This window comes from Pricia mediterranea (genome assembly GCF_032248455.1).
GTDB lineage: Bacteria > Bacteroidota > Bacteroidia > Flavobacteriales > Flavobacteriaceae > Pricia > Pricia mediterranea.
In genome coordinates, this window is record NZ_JAVTTP010000001.1 from 674,338 (window position 1) to 695,597 (window position 21,260).

16 protein-coding genes are annotated in these 21,260 nt (G+C 50.6%); 9 read left to right on the forward strand and 7 right to left on the reverse strand.

What is annotated here, in order from left to right; translation table 11 throughout:
• The first annotated feature begins 106 nt into the window (after positions 1–106).
• The 5 genes from RQM65_RS02850 to nhaA all read left to right on the forward strand — a co-directional run bounded on the left by RQM65_RS02850 (position 107) and on the right by nhaA (position 4,555).
• Positions 107–1,180, forward strand: a complete 1,074-nt coding sequence (locus tag RQM65_RS02850) for an NAD-dependent epimerase/dehydratase family protein (protein ID WP_314012596.1) — start codon at positions 107–109, stop codon at positions 1,178–1,180.
• A gap of 2 nt (positions 1,181–1,182) precedes the next feature.
• On the forward strand, positions 1,183–1,746 hold the full coding sequence (locus RQM65_RS02855) for a vitamin K epoxide reductase family protein (RefSeq protein WP_314012598.1): 564 nt from the start codon (positions 1,183–1,185) through the stop codon (positions 1,744–1,746).
• 99 nt (positions 1,747–1,845) lie between these two features.
• Positions 1,846–2,229, forward strand: a complete 384-nt coding sequence (locus RQM65_RS02860; RefSeq protein ID WP_314012600.1) for an SPW repeat domain-containing protein — start codon at positions 1,846–1,848, stop codon at positions 2,227–2,229.
• Positions 2,230–2,324: 95 nt separating this feature from the next.
• Positions 2,325–3,164: a universal stress protein gene (locus RQM65_RS02865; protein WP_314012601.1), complete on the forward strand. Its 840-nt coding sequence runs from the start codon at positions 2,325–2,327 to the stop codon at positions 3,162–3,164.
• A gap of 41 nt (positions 3,165–3,205) precedes the next feature.
• The gene (nhaA, locus tag RQM65_RS02870; RefSeq protein WP_314012602.1) at positions 3,206–4,555 is read left to right on the forward strand and encodes a Na+/H+ antiporter NhaA; all 1,350 of its coding nucleotides are present in this window, start codon (positions 3,206–3,208) and stop codon (positions 4,553–4,555) included.
• A gap of 187 nt (positions 4,556–4,742) precedes the next feature.
• Here the strand turns inward: nhaA and RQM65_RS02875 are convergent, their stop codons facing one another.
• Positions 4,743–5,213 (reverse strand): thiol-disulfide oxidoreductase DCC family protein, encoded by a 471-nt coding sequence (locus RQM65_RS02875; RefSeq protein ID WP_314012604.1) that lies wholly within the window; start codon positions 5,211–5,213, stop codon positions 4,743–4,745.
• 193 nt (positions 5,214–5,406) lie between these two features.
• Positions 5,407–6,693 carry a sensor histidine kinase gene (locus RQM65_RS02880; protein WP_314012605.1) on the reverse strand — a complete coding sequence of 429 codons (1,287 nt, stop codon included), beginning with the start codon at positions 6,691–6,693 and terminating at the stop codon, positions 5,407–5,409.
• 86 nt (positions 6,694–6,779) lie between these two features.
• On the opposite strand from RQM65_RS02880, the gene RQM65_RS02885 reads away from it, so the two are divergent.
• Positions 6,780–7,954, forward strand: a protein-coding gene (locus tag RQM65_RS02885) for an IS3 family transposase (RefSeq protein ID WP_314012607.1) whose coding sequence is annotated in 2 segments (ribosomal slippage) — positions 6,780–7,038 and positions 7,038–7,954 — 1,176 coding nt in all. Because the reading frame shifts where the segments join, the coding sequence is not laid out codon by codon here.
• On the opposite strand, the gene RQM65_RS02890 is transcribed toward RQM65_RS02885, so the two are convergent.
• Entirely contained in the window at positions 7,951–10,032 is a 2,082-nt protein-coding gene (locus tag RQM65_RS02890) for a chemotaxis protein CheB (protein WP_314012609.1), read from the reverse strand. The two genes, RQM65_RS02885 and RQM65_RS02890, sit on opposite strands and share 4 nt — an antisense overlap.
• 140 nt (positions 10,033–10,172) lie before the next feature.
• Here RQM65_RS02890 and RQM65_RS02895 point away from each other — a divergent pair, with 140 nt between their 5' ends.
• A complete protein-coding gene (locus RQM65_RS02895) occupies positions 10,173–10,592 on the forward strand; it encodes a response regulator (RefSeq protein WP_314012611.1) in 420 nt (139 codons plus the stop codon).
• 137 nt (positions 10,593–10,729) lie between these two features.
• Here the strand turns inward: RQM65_RS02895 and RQM65_RS02900 are convergent, their stop codons facing one another.
• The 4 genes from RQM65_RS02900 to bshC form a co-directional block, all read right to left on the reverse strand.
• On the reverse strand, positions 10,730–10,990 hold the full coding sequence (locus tag RQM65_RS02900) for a hypothetical protein (RefSeq protein WP_314012613.1): 261 nt from the start codon (positions 10,988–10,990) through the stop codon (positions 10,730–10,732).
• A gap of 230 nt (positions 10,991–11,220) precedes the next feature.
• Positions 11,221–12,312, reverse strand: a complete 1,092-nt coding sequence (gene tal / locus RQM65_RS02905) for a transaldolase (protein ID WP_314012615.1) — start codon at positions 12,310–12,312, stop codon at positions 11,221–11,223.
• Between the two features lie 109 nt (positions 12,313–12,421).
• Positions 12,422–13,792, reverse strand: a complete 1,371-nt coding sequence (locus RQM65_RS02910) for a pyridoxal phosphate-dependent decarboxylase family protein (RefSeq protein WP_314016773.1) — start codon at positions 13,790–13,792, stop codon at positions 12,422–12,424.
• Positions 13,793–14,224: 432 nt separating this feature from the next.
• A complete protein-coding gene (gene bshC, locus RQM65_RS02915) occupies positions 14,225–15,826 on the reverse strand; it encodes a bacillithiol biosynthesis cysteine-adding enzyme BshC (RefSeq protein WP_314012617.1) in 1,602 nt (533 codons plus the stop codon).
• Positions 15,827–16,160: 334 nt separating this feature from the next.
• On the opposite strand from bshC, the gene RQM65_RS02920 reads away from it, so the two are divergent.
• Positions 16,161–18,626, forward strand: a complete 2,466-nt coding sequence (locus RQM65_RS02920; protein WP_314012619.1) for a M14 family metallopeptidase — start codon at positions 16,161–16,163, stop codon at positions 18,624–18,626.
• A 54-nt stretch (positions 18,627–18,680) separates the two neighbouring features.
• Positions 18,681–21,212, forward strand: a complete 2,532-nt coding sequence (locus RQM65_RS02925; protein ID WP_314012620.1) for a T9SS type A sorting domain-containing protein — start codon at positions 18,681–18,683, stop codon at positions 21,210–21,212.
• The last annotated feature ends 48 nt before the right edge of the window (positions 21,213–21,260 follow it).

The following is a 21,260-nucleotide window of genomic DNA, read 5'->3' on the forward strand; positions in this document are numbered from 1 at the left end:
TACTATTGCCATAAGGCGATAGGTTTGGAACCGATAAAAATCGGCTCAAGCGCAGATAAACCAAAACCCAATAACAATTAACTCAATAACCCGATAACTTCAATATATGGACGAAATTATTGAACATTCCGAAAAAGGTGCCCGTACCGGAGACGAAGAAGTAATCGTTATTACCGGCAGTAGTGGGCTGATCGGTTTTACATTGATCGAGCGGCTGGCAAAAAAGTACAGGGTGGTCGGGCTTGATAGGCTTGGTCCCCCCTACCCGCCCCTTCAGGCCGAATGCGTCAATTTCGATATTACCGATGAAAAGGCCATTGATGCCGCGATGGAACGTATCCGTTACGGGTATGGCAGCAAGATTGCCTCGGTCATACACCTCGCCGCCTTCTATGATTTCGGACAAAAAGATAGTCCCAAATACCAGGAAATTAACGTGGAGGGCACCAAAAAATTTTTGGGACAATTGCAGGATTTCGAGGTGGACCAGTTTGTATTCTCCAGTTCGAACCTCATCTATAAACCCACCGAACCCGGGAAAAAAATAGATGAGGACTGCCCCGTGGAAGCCCAGTGGGGCTATCCGGAAAGTAAGATCCAGACCGAAGGCCTCATCAAAGAGAACAACCACGATATCCCCGCTGTATTTTTGCGTGTCGCGGGAGTCTATACCGATTATGGACACTCCATTCCCATTACACAACAGATCAAACGGATTTATGAAAAGGAATTTGTAAGCCACTTCTATTCGGGCGATTTGGACCACGGCGATGTGTTCGTACACTTGAACGACGTGGTCGATGCCGTTGAGAAAACTGTGGAAAGACGCGGGGAACTGCCCGATGAGCTTGCCCTCAACATCGGGGAGCCGACGACCCCCACCTATCGCGAACTGCAGGATAACATCGGAAATCTCTTATATGGAAAGGAATGGGAAACCTACGAAGTGCCCAAGCCCCTGGCCAAGGCGGGGGCGTGGACCCGCGACCTCTTTGGCGATCCCTTTATAAAACCTTGGATGATCGACCGCGCAGAGGGACATTTCGAACTCGATATCGGTCGCGCCAAAAAGTATTTGGACTGGGAACCCCAACACCGGGTGCTGGATACCCTGCCCAGAATGATCGATAACCTCAAGACCGATTCCAAGAAATGGTACAAAAAAAATAATTTGGATTGACTATGGCCGAACTGACTGAACGTATACCACCGGGTTGGGACTATAATCCCGCGACCTGGTCGCAGCGAATACCCATAGTGATACTGGCCCTAGTAGGCTTCGTCATCGCTACCTACCTTTCGTTGTACCAGCTCGATTATATCGACACGGTGTGGGAGCCCTTTTTTGGCGATGGCAGCGTTACCATCTTGAATTCGAAAATCTCGCACATTCTACCGATTCCGGATGCCGCCCTTGGGGCTTTCGGATATTTGGTCGATGCCGTAACGGGCGTAATCGGCGGCACCTACCGCTGGCGCAAAATGCCCTGGATAGTCATTGTTTTCGGCCTGGCAGTGGGGCCCTTGGGCTTTGTAAGCGTTATGCTGGTTGTGTTCCAACCTGTACTTTTCTCGGCCTGGTGCTCCCTCTGCCTGGCCTCCGCCATCGTTTCCATCGCCATGATCGGCCCCGCGATGGACGAAATGCTGGCCAGCCTGCAGTTTATGCAACGGGCCAAAAAAGCGGGGGCATCGACCTGGAAAATTTTTTGGGGCGTGTCCTCCGAAATTGAAAAAGTGAAGTGAGTTTTGGTGGCCGACGATAGACGGTGGACGGTGGACTATAAACTGTAGATGAAAAACCAACGAGTAAGAACTAACGACCAAAGACTAAAGACTAACGAAATGTGGGCTAAAATTTTAAACATCATTTTGGGACTGTGGTTAATGACGGCACCCGCGGTCTTTTCTTACGGGAAGGCGGCCTCGGACAACGGCCATATCATAGGACCGATCATCATCACCTTTTCGGTAGTATCATTGTGGGAGGCCACCCATGTGGTGCGTAAATGGAATTACCCCTTCGCACTGTGGTTACTGTTGTCACCATGGCTACTAGATTATCAAGCCACAACCGCCATTTCGAGCGATATAATAACGGGCGTCCTGATCATGATATTATCCACTGTCGGACAACACATAGAGAATCGATACGGAGGTGGATGGTCCGCACTCTTGGATAAAGAGCCCGAACATATAGAGCACGCCCAAAAACGAAAGATCGAATAGGCGCCGAATTCCCCGTATAGCCAGTAAGATACGGTTTAGAAAGAAGTTGATTTTTCGATATTTTTTAATTATGTTTTAACTCAATATCAGAACCTATGCAGATACAGACCCTAGTAGTACCCGTTGATTTCTCCGATACGGCCGAAAAAGCTGTCCATTACGCGACGGCCCTGGCCAAGAAACTAAATTCCGAGCTTATTTTCGCACATGGTTATACCCCGGTGCAGGCTCCCAATGCCAGTGCCAGTATGTCTTCGACCAATATTCCGCCCGCCCAAAATGTAGTCACTCATGAAGAATTGGCGCGTCAGAGGATGGAGGAATTTTTAGACGGATTTCCGGAAATTTCGAACACAAGACATACCGTATCCGTAATGTTGGGATCCATTACCGATGTTGTCCGTGAGACCGTCCGAGAAAAAAAGGTGGACTTGGTCGTAACGGCTACCGAGGGTGCCGACGAGCTAAAGGGTTTCTTCGTAGGCACGAACAGTGAAAAACTGAGCCGGGAAGCTCCCTGTCCCGTACTTATCGTTCCCGATGACGTGAAAAATTACAAAATCGATACGGTATGTTTGGCCCTGGACACTAAAGATCCAGAAAATTCCGTAAGTCCGGAGCTATTGATGGCACTAGTGAACGCCTTCGACGCCAAGCTAAGAATCATTCATATTTCAGAGGATGAGGATACCACGGCCAAGAAGACAGAGTTGATAGACCAGTATCAAAATACATTGGGGAAGACTCGCCACTCCTTCCATGTATTCCATGGCGATAATCCCCAAGATGGTATCACCAAGTTTCTGGACGAAAACCCTATCGATCTTCTAACTTTGGTACACCGGGAACATGGGTTTTTCGAGCGGATTTTTCAACCCGGCATCCGAAAGAAACTCGTGTTTTCTGCCGATATCCCCTTGCTCATCCTAAAATAAAAATCCATACCTGATAACATCGCAGTCCCTACTTTCGATTTATGAACAAAATTACACGACAGACCCATTGGGAAAAATTCAAGGGGGCCATCGCCCCCATTTTCTCGGGTGATCTGGTTTCGGGCATCCTTATGGTAGCTTCCGTCATCATCGCCCTGGTATGGGCTAATTCGCCTTGGTCGGATGCCTTTCACGAATTTTGGGAATATCCACTGAAAATTGAATTCAACGAGGCGCAACTGAGTATGACCTTGCACCAATTCGTGAACGATGGCCTGATGGCCATTTTCTTTTTTACGATCGGACTGGAAATCAAAAGGGAAATCATCGCAGGTGAACTCTCGAACCTTAAAAAGGCCATGCTACCGATTTTGTGCGCTATCGGCGGTATCGTGTTTCCCGCCCTGATCTACGTCGTACTTAATTACGGGGATCCGACGGTGACCGGCTGGGGTATCCCTATGGCCACCGACATCGTCTTTGCCTTGGTCTTATTGACCCTGGTAGGCAGCAAAAAAGTGCCGCTTGCCCTAAAAGTCTTCGTTACGGCACTTGCAGTGGTCGACGATCTTTTTGCCGTCGCCGTCATCGCCTTCTTTTATACCGACCAAATTGTCCTTGTAAGCTTGCTCTGGGCCTTTGTCTGTTTCTTTATTTTGGTAGGTGCCAATAGAATCGGGGTCAAAAATCCTATATTTTACGGGGTAATCGGGATTGTGGGAATTTGGACCGGCTTTTTTCTTTCCGGGGTTCATGCCACCCTTGCAGGCGTGATAACCGCCATCGCCATTCCGGCCAAGGTAGAGCTGGGGGAAAATCAGTTTGCCCATAACATTCGTAACCTGCTCGATACCTTTGAACGCACTCCTTCGACTGGCAGCGTGTTTGTCAAGAAGAAACATGTTGAACTCGTAGAGATCATCAGAAAGGCCATCCGGCAAACGGTGCCTCCGCTACAATCTATTGAGCGGGTGCTGCAGCCGTTCGTCAATTTTATCGTGCTACCGCTATTCGCTTTTGCGAACACGGGTCTGACTCTAAAGGCCGAAGATATCGGACGATTGGGCGACCCCCTGTCCCTTGGTATTATATTGGGACTCGTCGTCGGCAAGTTCGCCGGTATCTCACTGGTAGCAAGAGGGGCGGTGGCGCTGAAAATCGCCAAATTGCCGAAAAATGTACAGTGGCCGCAAGTTTACGGTGCCGCTGCCTTCGCGGGTATCGGCTTTACCATGTCTATTTTTATCAGCGACCTGGCTTTTTCCGAAGAAGCTGTCGTACGCGAGGCGAAACTGGCCATTTTGGTAGCTTTCGTACTCGCAGTGGTTTTGGGGACCTTAATTTTTAAATTTTTCGTGAAGACAAAAAAAGGCCAAGATGTAAAGGGATAAGAATGTCGAAACTCCTTCTTAATGCAGCTAACAACTCGAATAGCGAATATGGCCATTGGGTCGGAACGTAGTCTGGATGAGTGGGTCGGATAGATTAGTAGCTAGTCTTACGTCTTAAGTCATATAATCTTATGCCATTTTTTCGAGCCGGTCGGGTAATTATGCGGATAGGCATTATAGAAAAACCTTATACGAAAACAAGGATCAACACTATAATCCCTACCAGGTAAAAGACCCAATAAGGTTTCGGTTTGTTCGGGTCTTCCCCGAAAAAAGCTTGGGTCAGGTTGTACATAAAAGGGCGATGATCGGCAACATAGCTGTAGCCGAGATCGCTAAGCGTCCTAAAAAACTGCGATTTTTGATAATACCCATACAACCGATTCCACGTTTTAGAATATTCCAACGTACGATAGGCCGCACCGGCACCGCTGATCACCCTTCCATCCGATAAAATCAAACGGACCGCCTTTTGAAATGCCTCCTTAGGGATATCGGGAATTTCTTCGTGGATATCCTGATAGGGAACATATCGAACCGCGTCGCCAGTGATCTTTTTCCAACGGGTGACCCAATACTTGCAAAATCCGCATTGCCCGTCCCAAACCAAGAGGGGCTTTTCGGGGCGGTAAGTGGTGCGATCGGGCTCTGCTGTCATAGTTCTTGGACTACTTCTAAGATTGAATTGAAAGGGTTTTGAAACTTCAACCCGATCTAGACATAAGACTTAGGACTTAGGACTTAGGACTAAAAAATCTCGAAAAAATAATCTGTTCTGGGAAAAAAATTACAGTCTTACGTCCTAAGTCTTACCGTCTTATGTCTTTTTGGTGTTCAGGTAATTATGAGGACTATAATTTCTTCTTATTGTCCCGCTTCTTCGGTTGCGCCACAGGCAAGATGACGTGGAAGGCCGCCCCCTGCCCCTCCTTGGATTCGGCAAAGATATCCCCGTGGTGGTTTTCGGCGATGCGTTTGCAGAGGGCCAGGCCGATGCCCGTACCGAGGTACTGGCTAGAGGGGTTCAGACGTTGAAAAATGGTAAAGATCTGTTCGCCGTACTTCTCGCTGAATCCGATGCCGTTGTCCCTAAAAACAATTTCGTAATACGATAGGTCCGGGTCTAGCGCAGGCCGTTCCTTGACTTCGGTTTTGGAATATTTTCTGGAGGATATGGAAAGTAGCGGGGGCACGCCCTCCTTGGAAAATTTTAGCGCGTTGCTGACCAGGTTGTAGAAAAGTTGGTTGACCTGTAGGGGGATGGCCTCGATGGTCGAAAGCTGCCCCACCTGCAGTTCCGCTTCCTTTTGTTCTATCAGCAGTTCAAAATCGGATAAGATGTCATCGAGCACGTCGTTCAGGTCGGTCTGCTCGAAGAGTTTTTCGTGGTGGGCCAGACGGGCGAAGTTCAGTAAGTTCTTGATCAAGGAGGACATCCGGGCAGAGGCCGATTTTATCTTTTTAAGATAGGTTTCCAAATCCTCTTGGTGAATGTTGTCCCCCTTGTCGGTGATACGGCCGGCAAACGTGGTGATCTTACGCAGGGGCTCCTGTAAATCATGGCTGGCGACGTGCACGAACTGGTCCAACTGCTCGTTGGTGCGGTTCAGCTCCTCTATGGTGGTCTGGTAATTTCGCTCCACCGTCTTTCTTTCGGTAATATCGGCAATTTCCAAAAGAATCAGTTTTTCCGAATCCTTTTCCCGAATGATTCGTCTGGCGTTGAACCGAAAAATACGTTCGCCGTCTCTTTCGGTCTCTACCACCATTTCCTCATCGACAACTTTTTGCTCCTTGGGAAGTATTTTTTCGAGCATGTTGCGCAGTTCGTCCCGGTTCCATTGCCCGTTCTGTATCTCGAGAAAATGCTGGCCTGCAACCTCTTCTTCATCCATATCGAATTTTTCGATAAAAGAGCTGTTGGTCTTTTGGATACGCAAATCGGAGTCGAGCACTAAAAACGGCTCCCGGACCGCGGCGATAATATCTTCGGAATAGGCCAGGGCATCGTTCAGCTCTTCCTGCTTCTCGGTCAGCTCGCGGTTGACGACCACCAGTTCTTCGTTGGTAGATTCCAATTCTTCCTTCGAGGTTTCCAGTTCCTCGTTCAGGCTCTGCATCTCCTCGTTACCGCTCAACAGTTCTTCGTTGGCACTCTGGAATTGCTACATTTGATTGGACATAAAGTTGAGGGACGTCACTAACGTTTTAACTTTACCCTATAATGAGAAGAAAAGCAAGACATTACACTGATGAGTTCAAGCAAAAGGCCGTGGAACTGACCTATGCACGCGGTAGCATCGTTGAGATCTGCCGTGAACTTGACATCCCCAGATCTGTACTGGGCAGATGGAGAAAGGAGATGGGCGAACTCGGCCCCAACAGTTTTCCGGGCCGTGGCAACGCGAAAATGACCGATGAACAAAAAGAGATAGGCCGGTTGGAGAAACGCCTGAGGGACGCGGAACTTGAACGCGACATCCTAAAAAAGGCCATTGGCATCTTCTCCGCGAGCGACAGGAAATCTACCGGTTCATAAAGGACCACAAAAAGGAATTCCCTGTCGGGAAGATGTGCAAAGTCTTCAAGGTAAGCAGAAGCGGATTTTATGCATGGCAGAACCATATGCCCTCGAAGCGCGACAACGAGAACCGGATGTTGCTTTGCGAAATAATGCGTGTGCACGAACGGAGCAAGGCCAGTTACGGGAGCCCCCGTATGACCGATGAGCTCAGGGCCCGTGGGTTCGATGTGTCCAGGCCACGGGTGGCCAGGTTGATGAGGAAAAACGGGATACGGGCGGTCCACGCCAAAAAGTTTGTGGTAACGACCGATTCCAAACACAGGTATCCGGTGGTGGAAAACAAACTGGACAGGGACTTCTCCGCCGGGGAAAGCGGCCGGGCATGGGTATCGGACATCACCTATGTAAAAACGGCCAAGGGGTGGCTTTACCTGACCGTTGTCCTGGACCTTTTTGACCGTAAAGTACTGGGCTGGTCGCAAAGCGACGATCTGTGCGCGGAGAAAACCACGGTGGCAGCATGGAAAATGGCAGTTGTCAACCGTCCGCCCTCAAAGAAACTGATCTTTCATTCGGACAGGGGCATACAATATGCCTGCCATGATTTTGTCAATTTACTGGACAGCTACAAATGTGTTGAAAGGAGCATGAGCAGAAAAGGAAATTGTTGGGACAATGCCGTGGCCGAGAGCTTCTTTAAGACCATAAAGGTCGAACTCATCTATAGAAACGGCTACCGGGAGAAAAAGGAAGCTGCGCTATCGATATTCGAATGGATCGAAACATGGTACAACAGGAACAGGAGACACTCCGCTCTTGGTAATATGACAATCAATGAATTTGAGAAATCAATGCAACTTAAAAATGTAGCTTAACTAAATGTCCGTTTTTTTGTTGCAAGTCCACTCTGCAGCTCTTCGTTGTGGGCCTCCTGTTCTTCGCTGATGCCGCGCATGTCTTCCCGCAGCTGTTCCAGTTCCTTTTCAAGGGCCTCGTTGCGTTGCCGAACCTCGCTTTTTCCCTTAACGGGGAACACGGGCTCGAGCATTTTTCTGACCTCCTCGTAGAACGACCGGTCTTCCGAGCTCTTCCAGAACAGAATAAGGTAATGGGGTTCCACGATATCGATAAGCGGCACAATCTCGAAATCGACCGAAAATTCCTCCCATTCTGTTTTAACCGGCACTCCTTCTTTCCGGACTTTCTTCTCTGACTCTTTAACTTTGCGCAGGGCGTTGCGCAGTTCAAAGGCAAGTTCTTTGCGAGCGGTCTTCAGCAGTTCGTGGGTGGGCCGGCCCGATTGTGGTGTCACGAACGGCTCGATGTGCCCGTTGATATGCACGATTTCGTAATGGGCGTCGACGATGAGGCTCGCCGGGGTATACTCGGTGACCAGCTTTCGATCCGCGCTCTTTCTAAAATCTGTTTTCGCGGGCGGAGAAATTTTCTCTTTTTTGTCCCCAAGGTCGAGCAAAGGTTGCTTAGTGGCGGTTTGAGCCGGCTCGAACCGCCCTTCGCCCGCCTTGCGGGAATATATTTTTTCATTTTTCGAGTACGGGACGAAATAGTCCGTCGGCTTGGCGACACTCTCCGATTTTCCCATGAGCAGAAAACCGTTTTCCTTGAGGGCATAGTGAAAGGTAGAGAGTGCTTTCTTTTGTAGAAAGGGTTCGAGGTAGATAAACACGTTGCGGCAGCTGATCAGGTCCACGCTCCGAAAGGGGGGGTCCATTAAAAAATTATGGACGGTAAATACAACGCTATCGCGAATCGACTTGATAACCCTAAAATTACCGTCGGTACGGTTAAAGTAGCGGTTCCGCCGTTCTTCGGAAACCGTTTCCAGTTCGCTTTGGCTATAGATACCGCTACGTGCCTTTTTGATAACGGGCTCCGAAATGTCAGAGGCGAAAATCTGTATTTTTGGCCCCTTATAACGCCCTATGCCAGATGCCTCCAGCGCATCGAAAAGACACATGGCCAAGGAGAACACCTCCTCTCCGGTGGCGCAGCCCGCCACCCAGATACGGATGGTATCTTCCCCGGACCGTTCTTTCAGGAGTTTGGGGAAAATTTCCTCCTCTAGTTTTGCGAAAATCTCGGGATCCCTAAAAAAACTGGTGACCTTGATCAACATGTCCTGAAACAGTAGTTCCTGTTCTTTGGGGTCGTCTTTGAGCAGTTCGTGGTAATCTACGTGGTGGGCCATTTGGTTGATGGCCATTCTACGGCCGATTCGCCTTGAAATGGTAGGTTTTTTGTAATAGTTGAAATCGACCCCGCTTTTTTGTCGTACCACCGAGAGAATTTTTTGAAGTCCTTCGCCATCAATATGCCTTTCCTCCCCGTCTTCATGGTCTGTGCCACCCTCAAAGTTCGCCCGTACCTTGACCAGCTTGGGAGGAATGTCCTCGGACGCGAGAATAAAATCGACGACGCCGGCTTCGACCGCGCTGCGGGGCATCCCTGGCCAGGCGGCCGACTCGGGGTCTTCGGCAAAAGTAATGCCTCCGTGTTCCTTGATTTCCCTTAGGCCTGCCGTTCCGTCATTGGCCGTACCCGATAGTACTACCCCGACTGCCAGCTTACCGTGCCTTCGGGCCAACGAGCCAAAAAATTTATCTATGGGCATATGGTGTTGGCCCTCTTCCCTTGGCACCAAATTCAGGGAATGGTCGGTGACCTCGAGCAGCTTGTTCTCGGGAATCACATAGACATGATCGGCCTCTAAATGACAATCGTCACTGATTTCCTGTACGGGAAGCCGGCTGGTGCGGCGAAGAATCTCCGGCAAGATACTGTCGTGCGAGGGGGAGAGGTGTTGTACCAAAATGTAGGCCATCCCGGAATTGTCTGGAATCGCGCCCAAAAATTTTTTGAACGAATCGACACCGCCCGCAGAGGCTCCGACGCCGACCAGGGGAAATTCTTTTGAATAATTTGCCTTGGCCATATAAGATGCATTTATTTTCGTACGTATTTTTGCGCTAAAATGTAGCGTTTCCCTTTATTTATTCGTTGAGATACCTTTTTGTATGGATTAAATGTCTATCTTTCTATTACCTAACAGAATAACAAAACAATTTCCCCCCCATGCACGAACACCAAATATACCTTATCGTTGACGACGATAGCGATGATATCGATTTTTTTTGTGAAGCTATTGAAAAAATACGGCCTAAAGCGAAATGTCTCATCGCCCTGAACGGCGAAGAGGCCCTACAACTATTGCGCGAAACTGACAAGCCGTTGCCCGATTATATCTTTTTGGACCTGAACATGCCCCGAATGGATGGCAAAACTTGTTTGGGAGCGCTGAAAACCGACAATACCCTTAGCGATATCCCCGTTATCATCTATACCACCTCCGGACACCATAAAGACAGGGAGGAAACGACCAAGCTTGGGGCAGATTATTATTTGGTCAAACCCACTTCTTTTGACCAGTTATGTAAGGCCATCGAAAAAGCGGTCAAAGCAGTAGGAAAAAGTACGTCTTCCGAAACCGTGTAAAACGAACTACCCCGAGGCAGAGCTGTTTTGGTATTAGAACCAAGATTCGAAAACCAAGAAGGTGGACTTTCGGCCTTGCTCGTGGTTCTCTTGGCTGCTGTTTCCCCATGGTACCGGCCCAAGTCGCCTCGATGCCCCTACCAGTTACGGATTTCCGCTCGTATCTCCTTCACTGTCATTTCCCGAACTTCGGCTATCCTTTCCAAAAGACCCTCGAAGCCACCACCCTCAAAATACAGGTCCTCGGTCTCTAGGTCCGGATATTTTTTGAGGTACTCTTCCTGAATGTCGTTCCATTTATCGTGTAGGTTGCCGTACTGGTTTAAGTCGGAAGTCCCATCCTTTTCGGGGTCGCCGCCTTGATCCAGGTCGTCGGCGAAGTTTCTCTTGATTGACATTTGACACTACGTTTTAAAAAGTGATTACGGAAATCGACGGACTAATCGGCCTGACAATCCCTTTTGGCGACAGTCGAGAATCTCTCGTCAATTCAATGTAGGTCTCGACTGCGCCTGTGCCGAGCGGAGACGAGGTGCTCGACCTGACATGAGAATCTGACATTTAGTTTCCCACCCATCGCCGATTCACCGATGTGAGTTTTTTACCAACTGCCTTATGACCAAGCGTTCTACGCCATTTTAGATTTTTGGGTCTCGATACCGTCCAATAGTTTATTAAAGGGCTTGTTGAATTTTTCGATACCCTCGTCCACCAGATTTTGGGTGATCTTGTCGATATCGATATCGTTTTCCTTAAGCCGTTGCATGATTTTGTCGGCATGTTCCATATTCTCGGTCAAGCGGTTGGCCACTTTACCGTGGTCACGGAAGGCATCCAAGGTGTCCATAGGCAAGGTATTAACGGTTTCGGGACCGATAAGCGCCTCCACATATTTAACATCGCTGAACGAGGGGTCTTTGGTGCTGGTACTGGCCCAGAGTACGCGTTGCGGCTTGGCACTGCGCTCCTCCAAGTTCTTGAACCGGTCGCTTGAGAATACGTCCTTATAAATCTGGTAGGCCTTCTTGGCGGAAGCGATGGCTACTTCGCCTTTTAGGTCGTCCAAGCCCTTTGCCTCTAGCATGGGATCGACCATCACATCGATACGGCTTAGGAAAAAGCTGGCCACCGAGGCCACGCCTCCTATGGGCTTCCCGTCGTTGAGACGGTCTTCAAGACCGCTGAGATAGGCATCGGTCACCTCTTTGTATCTGGGGAGTCCGAATAACAGGGTCACATTGATGTTGATGCCTTCGCCGATACACTGGCGGATGGCGGGCAGGCCTTCCTTGGTACCGGGAATCTTGATCATCACGTTCTTGCGATCGACCTTGTTCCACAGTTCCCGTGCTTGTTCCACGGTGCCCTGGGTATCCCGGGCCAAGAACGGGGAGACCTCCAAGCTTACGAAACCATCCTGGCCCTCGGTCTCTTTATAGATGGGTTCGAAGAAATCGGCCGCCCGTTGAATATCCTTTACGGCCAATTCAAAAAAGATGGCCTCGTTGTCCTCTTTTCCCTCCGAAATTTTGGCCAGGTCGTCATCGTAGTCCGAACTGTTGCTGATCGCCTTTTCAAAGATCGCGGGATTCGAGGTAACGCCCCTCAGGCCATCATCATCGATAAGGGATTGTAGTTTTCCGGAATCCATCATATTCCGATCTAGTAAATCGAGCCATATGCTTTGGCCTTGTTGCAGTATTTCCAATAGTGGGTTCATCGTATGCTGTTTTAAATGTTACCCATGAAGTTAAGACATTCCGCCGCCCTAAACAAGTCATACTCCGTTCGAATCAATATTAAAATGGATTGTATTAAAACGCGGTCCCCTACTCCATCGTCCTTAAAATGGCGGCGACATCTTCTTCCGTGGTATGGGGATTGATAAAGCAGAACCGGGCCACGGTTTCGTAGGTATCGCCTTGTTTCCATTTGGTCGGGGTCACCAGGGCAAAGCCGTCGCGCTGGTTTTGGTAGGTCCAGTTCCGATAGGCTTCGGGCGACCAGCCTTTTCGCCGGAAGAGCACACAGGAAAGGCTGGGTTCGCGGACCAGCTCCACCGCGGGGTTTTCTTCGATAAGCCGACCCGCCAAATTGGCCAACCGAATGCCCTCTTCCACGGCCCGTTTATAGATATCCGTGCCGTGCATGGCCAGGGAAAACCAAAGCGGCATACCGCGAACGCGCCGGGTCAACTGAATCTGGTAATCCGCGGGATTAAAGCCTTCCGCGCCTTCGTCCTTAAATATATCGAGATACGATCCTTCTTGGGCGTGCGCATAACGGGCCTGTTCGGGGTGCTTATAGATGACCGCGCCGCAATCGTAGGGCGAAAACAGCCATTTGTGGGGATCGATGGTAATACTGTCCGCCCTCTCGATGCCGTTGAACAGATGGCGCACGGAATCGGCGGCAAGGGCCCCGCCCCCATAGGCCGCATCGACATGGTACCATAAGTTTTCAAATTCGCAGACCTCGGCGATGCCCGATAGATCGTCGATGATACCGGCATTGGTGGTGCCACCGGTAGCGACGACGGCAAAAAGCCGCTTGCGCTGCTGTGGATCCAAGGTTTCGATGTGTTCCTGAAGCGCGCGGCCCGACATGGCATCTTCAGTCTCCACCAACAACATGTCAACGTCGATGACCCGGGCCATGGCCTTGATGGAGGAATGTGCCCCGATGGAGGTCAAAATAAGTCCCTTTTGATTTTCGTTTTCGGGGTCTCTGCGCCAGTGCTCCCGAGCCGTGACCAAGGCCGAGAGATTGGCGGCGGTGCCCCCGCTGGTAAACACGCCAAAGGCCGGTTTCGGGAGTCCTGTTAGCGATACCAGCCACTTCATGGCCTCATTCTCGCAGTAGATTCCCCCGGCACCCTCCATCCAATAGGCGCCGTGGATGCTCGAGGCCGAGGTAACCAGATCGAACATGATCGCAGCTCGGGAGGGTGCGGCCGGCACAAAGGCCAAGTGCCGCGGATGGTCGATGGGAACGGTCGCCTTGACCAGCACATCGCGGAACAACCGAAAAGCGTTCTCGCCCCCGATACCTTTATCCGTGATAGTCTCCCCGACCAATTCGCGGAGTTCCTCCTCTTTTTTCGGACGGCCCATTTGCGGATTTCGATTTGTAATCCGGTCAATGGCGTATTTCATGACATCAAGGGTCATCTCAATAGAGGCAAAATCGATCTCGTGCATGGCACCTTTATGATTAGGCAGGGCACTTTCTTTCGATGGAGTAGTTTTTTTATTCATAATAGTCTTTTTGTGATTTTAAATGGACTGTTCAAGGCAAGCCATCGAAGTACCTGTCTTTGCTGAGCATAGTGATTGGGCTTTTCTTATGTTCGAATTAGGCCTCGACTGCGCCTGTCTGGGGCGAGGTCTCGTCTGCGCCCGTCTCGAGCGAAGTCGAGAGGCTCGACCTGACTTGAGAGGCTCGACCTGAGGTTTTTAATTTAATGCTTGTCCTAGAAGCCTGAAGCGTGTTTTGTCACCTTGGGCGCAGTCGAAGGATCAAACTAAAACGTCTCGACTGCACTTGACGCGACATTTTAACCATAATTGTTTGATTGGGTGTTCTTTAAGACAAGCTTTTCCAATTTAAATCGCTGCCAATAATTCTTCAGTCTATACCTCCAACAGCGTAAATTCCAACCGCAAGGGATCCAGGGCCTCCATCAATAGGGGAATCAGGTCATCGCCCAGTTCCAGATAGAGCTCGGAGAAATTCAGATGGCGCTCCTGTAAAGACTGATTGGGAAAAAGCGCGTTCTGGATTTCGGTCATCCGCCGCACCTGGTCTTCGAGCTTCCGCTTTTGGGCCCGCAGCAGCCGTCCCTCGAGATTATCGAGGCCCTTTTTCTGCTTGACCTCCTGCGCCTTGACTGCGCCGAGAAAGGACTTATCAGTCTGCTCCGCCAAATCGTAGAGGTCTTGGAACTGCTCTTCCAGATAGCGTTTTTGGGGGGAGAAATCGATATCGATGTTGGAGATTTCCCGGATTTTTTTATTGATAAGGCTGCTTTGCTTGAGAAAAAGATCGACCACCTTAAGGTTCATCCGCTGCAGTTTCTTCTTTTGCTTTTCGGTGATGACCAGGGCCGAATTACGTAGCAGCAGCACGGGAAAGGGGACTTCCAGGGCCTCGAAAGTGGATTTCAACTGGAGCCAATAGGCAATTTCCCCGCCCCCGCCGATATAGCAAAGGTTGGGCAGTACGACTTCTTGATAGACCGGCCGGGTGATGACATTGGGCGAAAAACGTTCGGGGTGCCGATCCAATTCCTGCTGTAGGTCATCTCTTGAAAACCGGATTTCGGTATTATCGATAAAATAGGTGCCGCCTTGCTCTATGATCCGTTCCCGAAACCCTTCCTTTAGATAAAAATAATTGATTTCACGGGGATTGACCTGAATCGTGTAGTTTTCGGACAGCCCTTCGAGCTTGGCGATGGCCTCCGAAACTTTTTGAAAGGGAATACGTTCGAAAATGTCCTTTTGGGCGTAGGGAATCATCAACTTCTTCAACGCAGGATGGTCCCCATCCAAAATGACCAATCCGTAATCCCCAAAAAGGGCATTGGCCAGATAGCGGGTGGCCGCCGTGAGGGTATCGTGCTCGAGATAGGCCATCCGGAACAGCGTTTTAAGCCGGTCGGCATTGTCGCTGCCTCCAAGGGCATTGGCGAATGCGTCGGACACGTCGGAAAGTCCCACTGTATCCAGATCGCCTACCGCCCCCGAAGCCTCCTTGTTCCACTGAAGTTTTTTCCCTTTAAAATTAAAAAAATTGATTTCCTCGAAGTCATGGTCCTCCGTCGCCATCCAATAGATAGGCACGAAATTGTACTTCGGATAGGCTTTTTTCAGGGACTTGGTCAGCTTGATGGTCGAAATAATCTTATAGAGAAAGTAAAGGGGGCCGCTAAACAGGTTCAGTTGATGGCCGGTAACCACGGTAAAGCTGATTGGCTCCTTGAGTTTTTTGAGATGGCTTTCGGTTTCCGGCGTCATCTCCGTTCCCTTATATTGTTCCCTTAGAACGTCATACAGGAGCGCCCTGTTGGCATCGGGAAAATGCGCCGTCTTTTCGGCAATCTGACCTCCAAAACTGTCAAGTTCAGGATAGCGGTGGTACAGGCCCTTTATGTTTTGGTCTTTGGCGAGGTAATCGCAGATAAGCGGCGTAAAATACCCGGTACGGTCAAAAGCAAGGTGGTCGATATCCATAGACGGTAAATATAAGGACAAAAGGAGGAAAGACGAAAGGAGCAATGGTGGAAAGAACAAGGACAAAAGGAACAAGGACAAAAGGAAGAAAGACAAAAGGAACAAAGACAAAAGGAGCAAGGACGGAAGGAGCAAGGACGGAAGGCGCACAGTCTTTATTCCTTCCTCCTTTCGTCTTTTCGTCAAAGTAGCGGATGCCCTTGAACCCGATAAGCGGTCGATGGTAGAAATAAAAGTCCTTTTCGACGAATAATCCTTAGATTTACGGGTCCATTTCCCCGCTTTGCCCGTGGCTTAACGGAAAAAAGGCATCCTAACTAAAACTGAACACTTTATGAAACGTCTTTTACTACTATTCATCATTTCCCTATCCTACGTAAGCTTTGCCCAAGACCTGAAATCCCCCGCCGAATTCCTAGGATACGAACTCGGCACCCAATTTACCCGGCACCATGAGGTGGTGGACTATTATGAATACTTGGCGGAAGCGGCATCCGATCGGGTGCAAGTGCAGGAATACGGACGGACGAACGAACGCCGGCCCTTGTTGCTGGTCTACCTGTCATCCCAAGAAAACATGGCCGACCTGGAGAACATCCGGCAGGCCCATCTAGAGAATACCGAAGGGAAAGGAAACGCCTCACAGGCCATCGTCTGGCTGAGCTATAACGTTCACGGAAACGAGAGCGTCAGTACCGAGGCCTCGATGCTGACCGCCTATACCCTACTGACCGATAAAAGCGATTACCTTGAAAACACGGTGGTACTCATCGATCCCTGTATCAATCCCGATGGGCGCGACCGCTACGTGAACTGGTACCATCAGTTCAAGAACTCTCCCAATAACGTGGACCCGAACAGTAAGGAACATCACGAACCTTGGCTGAACGGGCGGCCCAACCACTATATGTTCGACCTCAACCGCGATTGGGCATGGCTGACCCAGGTCGAAAGTCGCCAGCGGATCAAAATGTTCAACCAATGGCTGCCCCACGTGCATGTAGATTTCCACGAACAGGGCGTCGATGCCCCCTATTACTTCGCCCCGGCAGCGGAACCCTTTCACGAGGTGATCACCGATTTTCAGCGGGATTTTCAGGTATCCATTGGAAAGAACCACGCCAAATATTTCGATGCCAACGGATGGTTCTATTTTACCAAGGAAATTTTCGATCTGCTCTATCCGAGTTACGGTGATACCTACCCCACCTATAACGGCAGCATCGGGATGACCTACGAACAGGGCGGGAGCGGCCGGGCCGGACTGGGCATACTCACTGGTATCGGGGATACGCTGACCCTGCAGGACAGGATTGCGCACCATTTTACAACGGGACTGTCCACCGTCGAAATTTCTTCCCAAAACGCGGAACAGTTGAACTCCGAATTCAAAAAGTTCTATCGGGACAAGGATTACAACTACAAAAGCTATGTGCTTAACGGGGATGTCGATAAGATCAAGGCCCTGACCCGGCTTTTAGAGCAACACGAGATCGAATACGGATGGGGCAAAAACGAAAACGTCAGGGGATACGACTACAGAACCAGTAAAAATACCAACTCAAAAACAACGGAGGAAAGCCTTGTCATTTCCACGGACCAGAAAAAGGGCACCCTGGTGAAGGTACTGTTCGAACCGGATGCCAAGTTGAGCGACTCCCTCACCTATGACATTACCGCTTGGTCGCTGCCCTATGCATACGGCCTTGATGCCCTGGCCTCGGAAAACAGCGTGGATACGGATACAGGCAGGTCCGATACGTCTGAAAACCGAACCGCAGCATCGAATTTATCGCCGGATGCCTACGCCTATCTGACCGATTGGAACAGTTTTAACGACGCGCAGTTCTTGGCGGCACTGCAAAGACATGACATTCGCGTACGCCACGCCAACAAGCCGTTTACCATGGACGCGGTGGACTATGGGAGGGGCAGCCTGATCATTACCCGTGCCGACAACCAGAACAATCCCGATTTTCTAAAAAAGCTTTCCCAGATTGCCTCAAATCACGACGTCCTGTTGACGGGCACCAATACCGGCTTTGTCGAGGGGGGTAAGGATTTCGGTTCCGGATCGGTAGCGATGGTACCAAAAAACAAGATTGCCCTGCTCTCCGGCGAACCGACCTCGACCTTGCGGTTCGGGGAGATCTGGCATTTCTTTGAACAGCAATTGCAATATCCAGTCACGGTCATCGATACCGAGTATATGAACGGGGTAGAGCTATCGAAATACGACATCCTCGTTCTACCGGATGGATACGGCTATGTAGATTTTATGGATGCGGATAAGCTGGAATCCCTCAAGGAATGGGTGGGGCACGGCGGCAAATTGATCGCGATGGGCGATGCCCTAGAGGGACTGACCGGTGAAAAGGGATTTGCCCTCAAGGCCAAGGAAATGGAAAAGGACAGTACGATCGACCCCCAGATCTATGACGATTCCGAACGAGAGCGAATCAAACAGGCCATCACCGGGGCCATTTTCAAGACCAAGGTCGATACGACCCATCCGTTGGCCTTCGGCTACGACGACACCTATTTCAGCCTCAAGTTGGGCGATAGGGCCTACGGGTATCTGGAGGGTGGCACCGTTGTCTATCTGGAAGCCGACAGCACCAAGCCCGTCGCCGGATTTGCGGGAAGCGAGGCCCAAAAGAAGATTGGAGAAACCCTCGTTTTCGGGGTCGAATCCCACGGGGACGGGCAGGTAATCTATATGGTCGACAATCCGTTATTCCGGGGCTTTTGGGAAAACGGAAAGTTGTTTTTTGCCAATGCGCTATTTATGGTAGATTGAGGGCAGATCAATTGTATAGCACCAATATCCGATTCGGATACTAGACCTAGCTAAATGAATACGAATACAGTCATTAATTTATCTGTCACTTTAAGATTGTCGGTCGTTCCGTTCCACGGAAAGTGGGGACGGGCGATTCCCTTCTTCGCCCTGTTCTTTTTGCTTCCCCATCAAGGCCGGGCGCAGTGCCTATCAACACCCTTCCCCGATCAATGGGCGGTGCACGAGCTGCAAACCAGCGAACTACCCTACCGCTCGGTGTATATCTATGCGGATTTCGATATCGACGGCGATGGACGAAAAGACATCGTTACCGGCCAATGGTGGTACCGTAACCCCGGTTCGGCCTCGGGGAACTGGACCCGGAATACCATCGGTGGGTCGTTTAGGAACTTGGCGCATATTTATGATTTCGACGCCGATGGCGATTTGGACCTCCTCGGTACTACAGGCGACTATGAAGGTGCCGATATGGTCTGGGCCGAAAACGACGGGTCGGGGAACTTTACGATTCATTCCAATATCCCTTCGGGAGACACCGACTTCTATGAGCCCTTTTTAGCGGGCATAGCCGGCGCCCGTTTTCAAAACGGTGGACCCTATCAAATAGCCATCAACTGGAACGGGGCGGAATCCACTGGCTCCCCTGTGCAGCTATTGACCGTGCCGGCCGATCCAGTGAATACGGAATGGCCGCTTGAGGATATCAGTTCAAGTTCCCTGGGCGAAGATCTGCAGAAAGGGGATATCGACGGAGACGGGGACCTTGACCTGTTTCAATCCAAAAACTGGCTGCGCAACAATGGCGATGGCACCTGGACCACGGTGGATACGGGAATCGACTACGTAACCACCCCAGATCGCGCCCAATTGGCCGATTTTAACGGGGACGGGAATCTTGATGCCGTGGTCGGGCAGCTGACTATCGGTACGGGCAACCCGGCGCGAATGGAATTCGCTTGGTTCGAGGCCCCGCCCGATCCCAGCCAAAATTGGGTACGACACGTCTTGGCCACCGATATCAACGGAAGCTTGAGCGTCTTCGCAGAAGATATCGATCTTGACGGGGATGTCGATATCATTGTGGGCGAATGGAAGGGCGACAACCGATTGATCGCCTTTGAAAACGACCTTTGCGATTCAGGGGAATGGATCCGGCATACGCTCAACGCCGGCGGCACCGGATTCGACCACCACGATGGGGCACGGGTAGTCGATATCGATGGCGACGGGGATTTTGATATCGTTTCCATAGGATGGGATAATATCGTCCCCCGGATATTCGAGAATACGACCGCCATTAACAGTACCGAACCTCCCCTTGCCGATGCAGGCAACGATAAGGAAATCACATTGCCCAATAACTCGGTGACCCTGACCGGTTCGGGAAGCGACCCCGACGGCGGGGAAGTGAACTTTTTGTGGACACAGGAAAGCGGACCGGACACCGCGGTCCTCTCGGTGGATACGACTGCGGAACTTTCCGTCAGCGAACTGGATGAAGGCAGCTATGTTTTCAGACTGACCGTTACCGATGATGAAAACGAGACCGCCTTTGACGAGGTGACGGTGATCGTTTATCCCGCCGAGGTCGTTACGGAAGTCCCCGTGGTAGAGGTCGGTGCCGATCAAAGCATCACCCTTCCCGAGAATACAGTGGTCCTGACCGGTTTTGGGAGCGACCCCGATGGCGGGGAAGTGAGTTTTTTGTGGACACAGGAAAGTGGTCCCAACGCCGCTACGCTCTCAGGAGATACGACCGCGGAACTGTCCGCCGGCGAACTGATCGAAGGCAACTACGTCTTTAGACTGACCGTGACCGATGATGAAAACGAGACCGCCTTTGACGAGGTGACAGTGAGTGTCGATCCGGCCGTAATCGATCCCGAAGATCCCGAGGACACGGAGAACCCTGAGATTCCCCCCAATGAAGCGCCCGTTGCCCTCGCTACGGCTACGCCCTTGAGCGGAACGGCACCCCTTGAGGTCCAATTTGATGCTTCCGGTTCCACCGACGATAGTGCCATCGTTAGCTATACCTGGAATTTTGGGGAGGAAGGGACATCCTCGGAAATAAATCCCCGGTACGCTTTTGAATCCCCCGGTACCTACAAGGTCACTTTGACCGTAGCGGACGCCGAGGAACTGACGGATTCGTTAGAGATCAGCATTGGGGTTACCGAGCCAGAACCCGAACCAGAACCTGAGCCGGAACCACAACCCGAACCAGGACCTGGGCCAGAACCCGAACCAGAACCTGAGCCGGAACCCGAACCCGAACCACAACCCGAACCGGAACCCGAGCCTGAGGCCGAAGCTGCCGCTATCCGGCTTGAAACCAATCCCGGTAAAAACGGGGTGGCGAAATTGCTATTGATCGGCCAATCCGAAGATGTTCAAGTTATTTCCCTCCACTTGCACGATGCTACGGGACGGTTAATCAAAAACTTTGACCCAAAAAAGTTATCCGGGGAAGCCAACAGCTATACGATTCCTGTGGCCACCTTACCTGCCGGTATTTACCATATCGGCATAAAAACAAACAAAGGGAACGAAGAAACGATTTCGCTGGTGGTGAGGAATTAGAGAGAACCCTACAGGCAGTTGAAAAGGCTCATGACTCGCTATATAAGA

Coding starts and splice junctions, on each gene's coding strand:
- RQM65_RS02890 (WP_314012609.1), bottom strand. CDS start 10,032: ATGGCCAAGGCAAATTATTCAAAAGAATTTCCCCTGGTCGGCGTCGGA.
- RQM65_RS02855 (WP_314012598.1), top strand. CDS start 1,183: ATGGCCGAACTGACTGAACGTATACCACCGGGTTGGGACTATAATCCC.
- RQM65_RS02875 (WP_314012604.1), bottom strand. CDS start 5,213: ATGACAGCAGAGCCCGATCGCACCACTTACCGCCCCGAAAAGCCCCTC.
- tal (WP_314012615.1), bottom strand. CDS start 12,312: ATGAACCCACTATTGGAAATACTGCAACAAGGCCAAAGCATATGGCTC.
- RQM65_RS02925 (WP_314012620.1), top strand. CDS start 18,681: ATGAATACGAATACAGTCATTAATTTATCTGTCACTTTAAGATTGTCG.
- nhaA (WP_314012602.1), top strand. CDS start 3,206: ATGAACAAAATTACACGACAGACCCATTGGGAAAAATTCAAGGGGGCC.
- RQM65_RS02865 (WP_314012601.1), top strand. CDS start 2,325: ATGCAGATACAGACCCTAGTAGTACCCGTTGATTTCTCCGATACGGCC.
- RQM65_RS02910 (WP_314016773.1), bottom strand. CDS start 13,792: ATGCACGAGATCGATTTTGCCTCTATTGAGATGACCCTTGATGTCATG.
- RQM65_RS02850 (WP_314012596.1), top strand. CDS start 107: ATGGACGAAATTATTGAACATTCCGAAAAAGGTGCCCGTACCGGAGAC.
- RQM65_RS02895 (WP_314012611.1), top strand. CDS start 10,173: ATGCACGAACACCAAATATACCTTATCGTTGACGACGATAGCGATGAT.
- bshC (WP_314012617.1), bottom strand. CDS start 15,826: ATGGATATCGACCACCTTGCTTTTGACCGTACCGGGTATTTTACGCCG.
- RQM65_RS02920 (WP_314012619.1), top strand. CDS start 16,161: ATGAAACGTCTTTTACTACTATTCATCATTTCCCTATCCTACGTAAGC.
- RQM65_RS02900 (WP_314012613.1), bottom strand. CDS start 10,990: ATGTCAATCAAGAGAAACTTCGCCGACGACCTGGATCAAGGCGGCGAC.
- RQM65_RS02860 (WP_314012600.1), top strand. CDS start 1,846: ATGTGGGCTAAAATTTTAAACATCATTTTGGGACTGTGGTTAATGACG.